Here is a 12,327-nt window from a genome sequence, read left to right as displayed (position 1 = left end):
GGAACGAGTGGTTCCTCATCGGGGGCTACGGTAGGCAGCCAGTCGAGCGGAAGCACTTCGGGGCAGGGCACCATGAGTCGGGGCAGAAAATCGGGTAGCAAGAACAAAAATCGCAAAAGCGGGGGCANCATNAANGGCAGCAGTTCGAGCGGTAACGGTACCAGTAGCAATGGTTCGGGAAGTAGTAGTTCGAACAATCGGAATGGCAATCAGTAGGCGAAGTTAATCTCCGCTGTTACCCGGAAGGGGAAAACCGTCAGCTTGTCTTTGAACAGGGCTGACGGTTTTTTTATTGTCGACCTTTTTAGCAGTTACCACCCCATCAACTTCCCGTAGTATGGACGATCTGTACGGACCAGAGGCCACCATTCGGCGCAATTATCGTTTGCCGTTTTGGTGCGACTGCTCCGACAGTCCAGTCATTTGTCTGACATCACTTTGGTGAGGACTAGGCAGCAAAGAGATGACACTTTGGCAAGCGGATTGACTCACTAACCATTTTCCTGTAGCCAGGACCATTGCCTTACTTTCGAACTGGACTTGCAGTCCCCGGGGGGCAGGGGTAGTTGACTTCGGGTAACCTATCCCTGTCACTAAATGGCATCAACCCATACGATTGATTACTGGCAACCCTTCACCAAAGCCGAACAAACGTCGCAATGGGTAAGCGGGCTGCAGGATCATTTGAAACAGGCAACCAACGTCCAGGATGTTCCCTGGCAGTTTGGCAGGGGTCAGCTACAAACCAGCCTGACACCCAACTCGTTCTGGATCATGTACACGTTTGCGACAGCGGGAAAACTGGCGATACGCACCTGTTTCGATCCGCAAACGATTCATTCCGTCAAGCTGCATAAGAAAACCGAAACCACGGCTGACTACCACATCGACGGTTCACTGGGGCTTTTTCAGGTCAACCTCGAACTGTGCGTTGACGAACCGATGGTGCTGCGGTATACGACGTCGCTGAAGCCGCAGCAGGATTTTACAGTCCAGGCGTTTCCGCGGGATGTGTATGTGCTCGATGAAGACTTCGATCCAACCACCACGGAGGGCATGCTTTACGTCACCCAGAATGGCCCGACGTCCGGACTGGCCTATCTATCGGTAACCAAACCGGTTGAAGGGACGGCATTTTACTTTCAAAACCTGACGGCCCTCAATGACTACTGCCAGACGACGCATACCGACCCATCGGGTAGCGTAACGGCCCAGTGGCCCGAGATCGGATTTGCCCTGCCAACGGCCGAACAGCCCCTCAAAGCAGGCAAAGAAGTGGTGATTTCGGATGCGTTTCTGTATCTGAGTGAAACCATACCAGCCAGTGAGTTTGAAGCCGCTGACCAGTTTCTGGACGCTATGGCCTGCATTTACAAACGGTTGCCCAGGCCGGATACCGACTATTTTGACTGGCCAAAAGCCGCTGAACGTACCGTGCAGGCGTTGACCGAATCACCCGATTGTGGTCGGCGTATCAAAAACCGGTTCTACCTCAACGCCTACGTTGGCGCCACCCAGAAGCCACCCGAAAGCATGGTTCAACTGGCTATTCTGGTACCACTCTGGGAGTATCAGATGTGGCTGGAAAAGCCCGTACCCTTAGTCGACCAGTTGCAAAAAAATATCCCGACCTTCTTCGACGACAGGAAATCAACGCTTGTGCGGTGGTTGCCGGGAGAAAAATTTGCCGAAGGAGAGAACAGCGAAGAAGAGGATCATAACAAAGTTGATTCCTGGTATCTGCTGCATACGCTCATGAACCTGGGCCGCCTGGCCGAAAAAGGAAATGCCGACGCCAAAGACCTACTGTTCGGCTCACTGGAATTTGTGATTGGAGCGGCTCATGAATTTGGCTATAACTGGCCAGTTTTTTACGACAGCCGGACCCTGGCCATCATCAAGGCCGAAACAAGCGAAGGACAAGGGGGAGAGATCGACGTAGCAGGCTTGTATACGCACGTCATGATTCAGGCCTACGAAGCCACCAAAGATCCGCGCTACCTGGACGAAGCGAAACGCTCGGCCGAACGACTCCGGGGAAAAGGCTTTGAACTGCTTTACCAATCGAACATTACCGTTATGAGCGCCCTGTCGCTGGCTAAGCTCTGGAAAATTACCGGCAACCGCCTGTATTTCGACATGAGTCGGCTGAGCATTGCCAACGTGATTGCCCGGATGTGGATCTGGGAATGCAGTTTCGGGGCTGGTCAGTTGCGCAGTACGTTCATGGGCGTAGCTCCGCTTAAGGACGCCGAATATTTGGCCGCTTATGAAGAAGCCGAAATAATGGCTACCATGCTCAACTACCTGAAGGAAGTGGGCACGGATGTTCCCGAGCCAATTCGGGTGTTGTTTTCCGAATTCACCCGGTATCTGCTGCATCGTGGCCGGTATTATTTTCCGACCGAACTGCCACCGGATATGCTCAGCCAGGAACCCCGCGAAGGCCATATCACTCCCGATTTACCCATTCCGCTGGAAGACATTTCGACGGGCTGGAAGCAGGCGGGTACTGTAGGGCAGGAAGTCTACGGGGGTGCCCTGGCCTACATCCTCGCTACGTATGCCTATAAGCGGTTTGAAAACGTACCGGTAATTATTTACTGCGATTACCCCATCTACCAGGCAGAATACCAGCGTACGGATAAAGACAGTGGCTACGCCATTTTTCGGCTGACTGGTACTGCCGATTATAACTGCCGGGTGCGCTTACTGACGAAAGGACGGCAGCTATCCAATGTGCAACTGATGGATGAAGATGATGATTCCGGAAAGCCGTTCAAACCCATTGAGCAGGATAAACACTATCAGGAATACCGGGTGCCGGGGAACCTCCGGCTGCGGGTAGAGTGGTCGAAATAAAGAATAGTAAACAGCCGCTAATCAATCAAACAACAACGAAATGGAACAACCAAACCCACACACAGCGGTCGAGTCACTGACCGACAAACGAATTCTGATTACCGGCGGCACCACCGGTATTGGCAGGGCTGTTGCGCTATTGCTGAGTTCATACGGAGCCAACATTGTTACGTTCGGACGGCATCAGGAACAACTGGATGAGGTGCTCGCGGCCATCCGGCAAATGGGTAGCCGGGCGGAGGGAATCGTGGCCGACAGCGCCAGCGCGGATGATATTCATCGGGTGTTTCAACTGGTTGACCAAACGCTGGGCGGGCTGGATATACTGATCAATTGTGCCGCCTTAAGTGGCGAGTCGATTGACGAAATGGCCGATTCAGACTGGCGCTACGTGATCGAAACCAATCTGATCGGCTATCTGGCAACAACCAAAGAAGCGCTGAACCGAATGAAGCCCCAACAGCACGGCCATATTGTGCTGGTTGGTTCGATGAGTGCCGACGTTCGGGAAGCAGGCAGTTCGGTCTACGTAGCGACAAAATCGGCCATTCAGGGATTTGCCGAAAGCTTACGGAAAGAAATCAATCAGCAGGGAATTAAAATTAGCCTGGTCGAGCCGGGCGCTGTGGGATCGGATATGCAGAAAACCACGCCCGAGAAAGAACAGGAGCGGCAGCAGAAAGGCGACATGCTACGTGCCGAAGATATTGCTGTTTGTGTGCATTATATCCTGACTCAGCCAAAACGTTGCGATGTCGTTTCAGTACAGATACGTCCTCATTTACAACTCATTTAATCGGTAGGGACATGGCTTTTTCGGTCGATCAACTCATTTTTTCGCCCAATGATATTGACCTGAGTTATTCTCCGATACGCCAGTCCATTCAGGTCGATACGTATGTACTGGGCGCTTTTAATCCGGGTTTGGCCCGGCTGCCCAACGGCAATCTACTCATCATGATCCGGGTAGCCGAGGCACTTAATCAGCCCATTATTGGCAATACTATTCATGCCATTCGCTGGGATGCCGAAGCGGGTTATCAGCTCGACACGTATCCACTCAACAGCGTGAATGCGGCTGATCCCCGCAAATTCCAATTGCTTGGAAACCCGTATAAAGTGATGGCACTCACCTCCCTGTCGTGGCTGCTGCCGGTAGAACTATCGCCCGATGGCACCAGCGTGGTTCAGATTCATTACGACAAAATTATTGCCCCCCAGCGAACCTATCAAGAGTACGGGGTTGAAGATGCGCGGATCAGCAAGATTAACGATACGTATTACATGACAACCTGTTCGGTAAGTTCAGAGCGTCACTCCACTACGTTGTACACCTCAACCGATGGACTCAGTTACGAACTTCAGGGGATCATTCTGGATCATCAGAACAAGGATATGGTGTTTTTTGAGGGCAAAGTCGATGGGAAGTTTTTTGCCCTCACCCGGCCCCTCGGCGATTTGTATTTTGCCACCCGTCCGGCCAGTCAATACTATCCAGGAACAACAATCAATGTAGCTCAGTCGCCGGATGGGCTGCACTGGAAGCCACTCGATGAGCCGTTCATTCGTGCCCGCAAGGGGTCGGCCTCCACCATGAAACTGGGTGGAGGTACGCAACCGATCCTGACCGATCAGGGCTGGCTGATGCTCTATCACGGCGTAGAATTGCAGGGAGTCGTCGGCATTTACCGTACGTTCTGGGCGTTGCTGGATGCACAGAACCCCACCCGGATTCTGCATCTGGAGGATACTAAACCGGTGCTCGAAGCGAATCCGGCGCTGACCGAACCCATCAGCCATCAACTGTATCTGACCGACGTGGTTTTCACCACTGGTCTGGTCGATGCGGGTGAGTACTACGTGGTTGCTTCCGGGGAATGCGATCTGGCCTGCCGGATTACCCATATTCCCAAAACCGTCTTCGCTCCGGGGACTGACTAGTCGGAGCACTTTTCAGAATACCCCCGACTTTAGCAACGTAATGTTGATAAGCAGCCCAGAATATGGAGCACTACGAAATTGCTTCTTATGGAACAGCCCGCACGCTGGCTCAGCAAGCGGGTCAAAGTCAGATCGCCGATTTGCTGGAACAAACCCTGGAAGAAGAAAAACAAACCGATGAGAAGCTAACCACTATTGCAACCAGTTCTATAAACCAGAAAGCGGCTCAATCGTAAAGATAATGTGATGAGTAGTGGCAGGTAGTCGCTGTTTAATAAAAATCAGCCAAGCAGCTTTCCGGTTTGGTTGCCATCGGCACGAATAACCAACTGCCTTCTGTGTGAGCACCCGCATCGCTTTACGATACGGGCGCTTTTTTACTGGTGCGGCACCGTTTTAACATTGGTTTAAGCGTAACGATTTGTTGCCGGGTACGCGTTGGATTCAGTTTTTTACCACGCTAATGGCGGTTGAGGGCGCGTCTGCATCAACAATCTTTTCCTTACCCGCTGGTATAGACTGCTGCTGTTTTTTAGTAACAGTCTATACCATTTACGGCCAATACTCCATTCCCTCACAGGTCAATCAATTCTTAAACTGACCTCACTCTTCAGGAGGTTAGTGCATAAAGCGCATCCTTGATTAGCCGCTCATGCGGCATAAGGCTGCATAGATCCTCTTAAACATAAATCAGGGAATGGAAACAGCACTAAATGTGCTTTACGGCACTATCGGGGTCATCATTGGAGCAATACTATTGACGTACCTAACGCAGGGAACAAACCAGTCAGATGCGTTTGCAACCGGTTAAAAAAAAGAAAAGTAAGCAAAAACGGCTGATCAATTCATCGATTCCATCTGGTAAGGAGTCTCCATCCAGCGTATAGACAACCGCATCGACACAACAGGGAATAGTACACAAATTCTATCAGGGCACTTTATGGGGCAACTGTAGTCTGCCTCACCTGCATCAACCTTTCATAAACTTATATAACCCCATGGTACTTACAGGCGTATTCGTTATTGCTGCCATTTTTATTGGCTGGCTGACTACGGGCTATGGCAACCTGCGAGCAGGTAATGTCAAACACCGAATTGATGACCTCAGCACTGGCACCGCTGGTGATGATGCCGCTCATACTGAACATGATCCGCAAAGTAAATGGCAGAAGTATATCTTTTCCGAAGATCATAAAACCATTGCCAAACAATACCTGATTACGGGCATTTTCTGGGCGGTTGTTGGCATTAGTTTTTCCGTCATGTTTCGGCTTCAGCTAGGCTTTCCGGGTATGAAGCTTGAGTTTCTTCGCCCTATTCTGGGCGGCTGGATTAATGAGGACGGCCAACTGGATCAGGATTTTTATTTAGCACTGGTAACTATGCACGGTACCATTATGGTATTCTTTGTGCTTACAGCCGGATTGAGTGGTACGTTCTCCAACTTCCTCATTCCCTTACAGATTGGTGCCCGAGATATGGCATCGGGGTTCCTGAATATGCTCTCGTACTGGTTCTTTTTTTTAGCCAGCCTGGTTATGTTTTCGTCGCTGTTTATCCAGACCGGCCCGGCCGGCGGGGGATGGACGGCTTATCCACCCCTGAATGCCCTCCCCCAGTCGCATAGAGGCTCGGAGTTAGGAATGACCCTGTGGTTAATAAGTATGGCGCTGTTTATTGTTTCTCAGTTGCTGGGCGGCATTAACTACATTACAACGGTAATTAACCTGCGCACGCGCGGGATGTCGTTTAATAAGCTTCCGCTTACCATCTGGGGCTTTTTCCTGACGGCCATTCTGGGCTTAATTGCCTTTCCAGTTCTTTTATCGGCGGCTTTGCTACTCATCTTCGACCGAAGTTTCGGAACAAGTTTTTATCTTTCTGAGATTTATATCAAAGGCGAAGCATTACCGAATATTGGTGGTAGTCCTATTCTGTACCAGCATTTATTCTGGTTTCTGGGCCATCCCGAGGTCTATATTGTAATTCTGCCTGCCTTTGGGATTACCTCCGAAATTATGGCCACCAATACCCGCAAACCCATTTTTGGCTATCGGGCCATGATTGCGTCCATGATTGGCATTGCCTTTTTATCCTTCGTTGTCTGGGCGCATCACATGTTCGTATCCGGGCTTAACCCGTTTTTAGGGTCAGTCTTCATGTTCCTGACGCTGATCATTGCCGTTCCCTCAGCGGTGAAAGTCTTCAACTACATTACAACCCTATGGCACGGTAATATCCGGTTTACGCCCGCCATGCTGTTCGCCATTGGGTTTGTGTCTTTCTTTATTTCGGGGGGCTTAACGGGCATCATTCTGGGTAATTCTGCCCTGGATATTCAGCTACACGATACATATTTTGTGGTGGCCCACTTCCACCTGGTCATGGGTGCGGCTTCGGCGTTTGGCTTGCTGGCCGGAACGTATCACTGGTTTCCGAAGATGTTTGGCCGGATGATGAATGACAGGCTGGGTTATGTTCATTTCTGGCTCACGTTTACGGGTATTTATCTGGTCTTCTTCCCCATGCATTACATTGGCATTGCCGGTTTCCCGCGTCGCTATTACGCCTTTACGAGCTACGATTTTACCAAGAATATTTTCGCGGACATGAACGCGTTCATTAGCGTAGCGGCTATTATCACCTTCACGGCTCAGTGGATTTTCATCTGGAACTTTGTGTACAGTATCTTCAAGGGGCGGAGGGCTACGCAAAATCCCTGGCTGTCGAACACGCTGGAATGGACAGCTCCCATTCATCCCGGACATGGCAACTGGCCAGGTAAAATTCCGGCAGTTTACCGCTGGCCGTATGATTATAGCAAGCCGGGCGCCAGAGAGGACTTTATTCCACAGAACGTTCCGTACTCACAAACGCCCGAGTCTAACCTACCGAATGAAAATGAGCAGATTCCGTTGGAAAAAGCAATTGAAGCGCAGAATCTCAACGATCAGTTTGCCCAACCACACTAATACGTACACGAGTTAATTACCTCCTCTGGTATGGATTCTTCGTTCAATTCTATTTTAGCCGATTGTTACTTGCTCGGGATTGACCCCGAAGAAAAATCGGCTACCGAGCTGGAGTTGTTGTACTGGAAAGCTATGTATCTGCATCTAGCCACGCATATTGAGCAGATGCAGGCGGCCTATGAACGTGTGCTGCTGGGGGAATGTAACACGTTAGCAGAGGCCAGCCAATATGAACAGGATGTTGCTTTGCTAACCGATCAATTTTTATGCAGGCGACCTTTTAATCTGCTTGAATCTATGCGAAGGAACCAACAGACACACTATTCATAGGCAAGCTCGCCCGTGTCGTATTCACGATACCAGGACTGGTTCGCTCGGTGCTCATATCAACTGAATACTATAAGCAACAAACCCGATTAGTGGTAAGCCTCCCTGGTTTTTGTAAACCAGGGAGGAGTATGGTTAACGTAGGCTTTACCGTTAGTGATGTTCTCGCTTTGTTAGGGCGGGCAACTGAACCGCATCACCGGTTTGCCAGGCATTAGCACCGGGCAGGACTGGGCGTGCGATAATGTCGGCCCGATTCTTTCTATTTTCGGCAGTTGACAAGCCAAACCGATGGTCGCGGGCTTGTTCCAAATCCTTGTGGAGCTGACCGTCCTGGGTGAAGCCCATCATTAAAGCCGGACTCCCATAGGGAAGTGTCAAATCCTGATCGGTATGCCAGGTATGCCAGGTTTTTCCGTAGGTGTTTACAATGGTTTCCATTAGCTCATGTTCCGCCACCTCTGGCAGTCCGGGGCCCACCAGGGTGCCACTTTTTACCTCGTATTGATGACTGTGCCAAAGCTTTTTTTCATCGGATGGCAGGGTCTTGAATAGCTTCTCGGAAACAATGTATTCCACACCCATAAGTTTGGCACTATCGCCATTGCCATCAAAGATAACGCACTGGGTAAGGTCTTCATTCAGCTTGGCGCAGTAGTGATGCGCTTCCATCTGGCTCTCCATGTGACCGTTATAAAAATGAAAGCCATCCAGATACGTTTCCAGTTTATCGACTGGCTTTTTTGCCTGAAGAGCAGCAGCTCCAGCCTCAAGTACGTTTGTTTTGGCTGTTTTGGCCCGGCCAGGTGAAGTTACGTTGGATGGCGTATTACCCCCTCCACAAGCCAGCATCACCAGACCCAGGCAGGCACCTATCAATATGTGTTTCATTGCAGGAGATTAGTGCTAAGGTTGCTAAAGATTCATTAATACAATTTTGGAATCAGGGATTGTTTTTACCAAAACCTGATCACCTATAGCGTTTATGGGGCTGTTGAACTCCGTTAGATCGTTGGTGAGCCGCCGGTCACCTGAACGGTACTCCCCGTCATATAACTGGAATCGCTGGAGGCCAGTAGGACATAAACAGGAGCCAGTTCGGCAAGCTGCCCGGCCCGTTTGAGGGGCACATTCTGGCCAAAGGTTTTTACTTTTTCGGGCTCCATCGTTGAGGGGATAAGCGGAGTCCAGATCGGGCCTGGTTGGCTCCGGACCATTCCCTTAAACGGCCTATGCCTGGAGAAGGGCTCAAATCCTCACTTTTAAAACCCGTCTTATTCCCTTTCTGCCAAACAGGAGTTATGCATGACAATAAAGACGTACTGAAGTTCAAAACGACTATCACAATGAACCCACATAAAAAGTATTACAGCCCGAATCAGACGGATGCTGCGACAGCCGCCAGTTTGACTCACGAAGCCAGTGCCGAAGAACACACCATCGATGTACCACAGGGTACCGCTGCCATGAGCGATGACGATAACCTGACTGCTGCAGAGAACGTAATGCGTGCGCAGGGGTGATGAAAGACTACCTGACGACGATTCCACCATCCTGGGCGCTGGTGGTTTAGCCGGTGGCCTGTCGGGAGATGGGGAGCGGACAGATGAATACGATGCCGCCGTAATGGAATTGGATGATTAAGTAGTATAGCCAGGGCCTGACCAACCCAGTCGGACACTGGCTATACGCAAACCGGCAGCCAGTCTTATGCATCGTCGTCTAGTTCAACACCCGACTCCATGGCGGCTGCTTCATCGTTGGTGGTTGCTGAATCGAATTCGGTTGAATCGTAATCCGTTTGATCCAGTGTTGTTTCCTGAGGTTCCTGATTTTCCATAGTCTTCCCGTGTTTTAAGAATTGTTCACACGCAGAACCCCGGCTCCGGCGTAAAGTTGCCTTCGGCCGATGAAAAGGCCCACTTTGTAAGGTAATGGCGTATGCATGAAGTTAGGCAGCGGCCAGTCGGAATACCTCTTTTGTTGACTTGCTTTAGTATGAATAACAATCGGTTAATCCTTATTTCCTATCGGCTACCCTTTTCGTTCAAGACCGAAAACCGGGTAACATCCGTCAAACCATCGGCGGGCGGACTGGTCACTGCCGTCAAATCGCTGGACTTCCCGGCTTCGGCTCCGAAACCCGTCTGGATCGGCTGTGCCGATTTCTCCCAGCATGTCTGGGAAAAGCATAAGCATCTGGTCAATGATGATTTTGAGTATGTACCCGTCTTTTTAGACAAGGCCACCAACAAGGGGTTTTACAATGGGTTTGCCAACTCGGTGCTCTGGCCGCTTTTTCATTATTTCCCTTCGTACGTTGACTACCACAACGAATACCTGACGGCCTACAAAGCGGCCAATCAGGCCGTTTGCGATAAAGTGATTGACCTTCTGCAACCCGATGATCTGGTCTGGGTGCATGATTATCACTTCCTGCCCCTGCCCATGCTGATTCGCCAGAAGAAGCCCTCGGCCACCATAGGTTTCTTTCTGCACATACCTTTTCCGTCCTATGAACTCCTTCGCCTGCTGCCGGAAAAATGCCGGAATTACCTGCTGAACGGGCTGCTGGGCGCTAACCTGGTTGGGTTTCACACCACCGACTATCGGGTTCATTTTCTGCAATCGGTCCAGTTGGGCCTGGGTTTATCCCATCGCCTAGGAACCATAGCAACTGATCAGACGAAGGTTCAAACGGGGGCCTTCCCGATTGGCATCAGTTACAGCTTGTTTCATGATGCCTTCGCGGAGGAAGAGGTGGTGCTGGAGCGGCTGGAGCTAAAGCGTTCGTATCCGGATAAAATCATCTTTTCGGTCGACCGCTTAGACTATACCAAGGGGGTTATGCAACGGCTGGACGCGCTGGAAGTGCTGCTCCGGAAACATTCCGAATGGGTAGAGAAACTGGTCTTCATTCTGGTGGTGGTTCCTTCACGCGATCAGATTCAACCGTATGGGGAACGCAAACAAATGATCGAGCAGGCCGTAGGCCGGATAAACGGGCTGTTTGGTACGTTGACCTGGCTACCCATTGTGTACCGCTACTCGGACGTAACGTTTTCCCAGTTAGTCGCCCTTTATTCGGCCTGTGATGTGGCGTTGATTACGCCCCTCCGCGACGGCATGAACCTGGTTGCCAAGGAGTTTGTAGCTTCCCGGCAGGACCAGCAGGGCGTTCTTATCCTGAGTGAACTGACGGGCGCGGCCAGGGAACTGGGAGAAGCCCTGATGGTCAATCCACTCGATGAATACGAGGTTGCCGATCAGTTGCTAAACGCCCTGACGATGGCACCCGACGAGCAACGGCAACGTATGGTCACGATGCAGGAGCGAGTTGCCGGTTATGATGTGAAGCAGTGGGCGAATGACTTCATCGACGCGTTGCTTACGACGCAGCCCGACGAGCAAACGGGTCAGGCGGTTGCCCTGGAAGATGATGCGAAACAAACCATGCTGGACCAGTATGCCCGGGCCAGGTCTCGGTTAATCATCCTGGATTACGATGGAACGCTGGTTCAGTTTACGACGGACCCGGCACTGGCCAGTCCAACGCCTGCTGTAATCAACTGGTTGAGTGAGTTGGCCGCCGATCCTAAAAATAAGGTGTTGGTTATCAGTGGCCGACCGGAGCAGACCCTGGAGAAATGGCTGGGCCATCTGCCCATTGACCTCGTCGCTGAACACGGGGCATCCAGCAAACAGGACGGTGCCTGGACTCGAAACGGGGAATCAAACGGGGTCTGGAAAGAAGCACTACGTCCGCTGCTGACCGATTTCGTCAGCCGATGTAACGGTTCCTTCATCGAAGAAAAAGAAACCTCTCTGGCCTGGCATTACCGGGGAGCGAGCGAGCGAATGGGATTTGAGCGGTCCCGCGAGCTTATCGATCTGCTGGAGCATCTGCTGCCCAACAAACTACGATTACTGGACGGCCAGAAAGTCGTTGAAGTAAAACGCATCGACACTGATAAAGGAAAAATAGCCTGTCAGTGGGCAGCAACTCAACCGTATGACGTTGTTCTGGTCATGGGCGACGACCAGACCGACGAAGATATGTTCTCCGCGTTAGGGACGATTACCCCTTATACCATCAAAATAGGGCCGCAGCCTACCCAGGCTCGCTACCGACTTAACGATGTAGCGCAGGTACTATCCCTTTTAGAAGAATTCGTTGCTCCTGTAGACCCTGTGTGTCCTATTGATCTGGCCTAAGTTGATACGT

General features: G+C 51.0%; 11 protein-coding genes and 1 pseudogene. 9 read left to right on the top strand and 3 right to left on the bottom strand.

Annotated features, from left to right (window positions below):
* Window positions 1–597 precede the first annotated feature (597 nt).
* From B156_RS0121205 to B156_RS0121180, 6 genes are all read left to right on the top strand, one after another.
* Window positions 598–2,862, top strand: a complete 2,265-nt coding sequence (locus B156_RS0121205; protein ID WP_018621794.1) for a hypothetical protein — start codon at window positions 598–600, stop codon at window positions 2,860–2,862.
* A 40-nt stretch (window positions 2,863–2,902) separates the two neighbouring features.
* On the top strand, window positions 2,903–3,658 hold the full coding sequence (locus B156_RS0121200) for an SDR family oxidoreductase (RefSeq protein WP_018621793.1): 756 nt from the start codon (window positions 2,903–2,905) through the stop codon (window positions 3,656–3,658).
* 11 nt (window positions 3,659–3,669) lie between these two features.
* Window positions 3,670–4,803, top strand: a complete 1,134-nt coding sequence (locus B156_RS0121195) for a glycoside hydrolase family 130 protein (RefSeq protein WP_018621792.1) — start codon at window positions 3,670–3,672, stop codon at window positions 4,801–4,803.
* Between the two features lie 62 nt (window positions 4,804–4,865).
* The gene (locus B156_RS29635) at window positions 4,866–5,039 is read left to right on the top strand and encodes a YciE/YciF ferroxidase family protein (RefSeq protein ID WP_018621791.1); all 174 of its coding nucleotides are present in this window, start codon (window positions 4,866–4,868) and stop codon (window positions 5,037–5,039) included.
* Window positions 5,040–5,801: 762 nt separating this feature from the next.
* Window positions 5,802–7,775 carry a cytochrome c oxidase subunit I gene (locus B156_RS0121185; protein ID WP_018621790.1) on the top strand — a complete coding sequence of 658 codons (1,974 nt, stop codon included), beginning with the start codon at window positions 5,802–5,804 and terminating at the stop codon, window positions 7,773–7,775.
* Between the two features lie 30 nt (window positions 7,776–7,805).
* Window positions 7,806–8,105, top strand: a complete 300-nt coding sequence (locus B156_RS0121180; RefSeq protein ID WP_018621789.1) for a hypothetical protein — start codon at window positions 7,806–7,808, stop codon at window positions 8,103–8,105.
* A gap of 150 nt (window positions 8,106–8,255) precedes the next feature.
* On the opposite strand, the gene B156_RS0121175 is transcribed toward B156_RS0121180, so the two are convergent.
* A complete protein-coding gene (locus B156_RS0121175; RefSeq protein WP_018621788.1) occupies window positions 8,256–8,993 on the bottom strand; it encodes an OBAP family protein in 738 nt (245 codons plus the stop codon).
* A 113-nt stretch (window positions 8,994–9,106) separates the two neighbouring features.
* A pseudogene (locus B156_RS31005) lies at window positions 9,107–9,304 on the bottom strand (SDR family oxidoreductase); the annotation flags it as partial.
* A gap of 144 nt (window positions 9,305–9,448) precedes the next feature.
* On the opposite strand from B156_RS31005, the gene B156_RS0121165 reads away from it, so the two are divergent.
* Window positions 9,449–9,625: a hypothetical protein gene (locus tag B156_RS0121165; protein WP_157627124.1), complete on the top strand. Its 177-nt coding sequence runs from the start codon at window positions 9,449–9,451 to the stop codon at window positions 9,623–9,625.
* Window positions 9,612–9,746 carry a hypothetical protein gene (locus B156_RS32440; protein ID WP_281167532.1) on the top strand — a complete coding sequence of 45 codons (135 nt, stop codon included), beginning with the start codon at window positions 9,612–9,614 and terminating at the stop codon, window positions 9,744–9,746. Before B156_RS0121165 ends, B156_RS32440 begins: the two co-directional genes overlap by 14 nt.
* A gap of 64 nt (window positions 9,747–9,810) precedes the next feature.
* Here the strand turns inward: B156_RS32440 and B156_RS32435 are convergent, their stop codons facing one another.
* Window positions 9,811–9,942, bottom strand: a complete 132-nt coding sequence (locus tag B156_RS32435) for a hypothetical protein (RefSeq protein WP_018621785.1) — start codon at window positions 9,940–9,942, stop codon at window positions 9,811–9,813.
* Window positions 9,943–10,100: 158 nt separating this feature from the next.
* Here B156_RS32435 and B156_RS0121155 point away from each other — a divergent pair, with 158 nt between their 5' ends.
* Window positions 10,101–12,317 carry a bifunctional alpha,alpha-trehalose-phosphate synthase (UDP-forming)/trehalose-phosphatase gene (locus B156_RS0121155; protein ID WP_018621784.1) on the top strand — a complete coding sequence of 739 codons (2,217 nt, stop codon included), beginning with the start codon at window positions 10,101–10,103 and terminating at the stop codon, window positions 12,315–12,317.
* Window positions 12,318–12,327 lie beyond the last annotated feature (10 nt).

The sequence above is a fragment of the Spirosoma luteum DSM 19990 genome (genome assembly GCF_000374065.1).
In the GTDB taxonomy this organism is placed as follows: Bacteria; Bacteroidota; Bacteroidia; order Cytophagales; family Spirosomataceae; genus Spirosoma; species Spirosoma luteum.
Note: the sequence above shows the minus strand (reverse complement) of the source record. Positions and strands in the feature narration are given on the sequence as shown.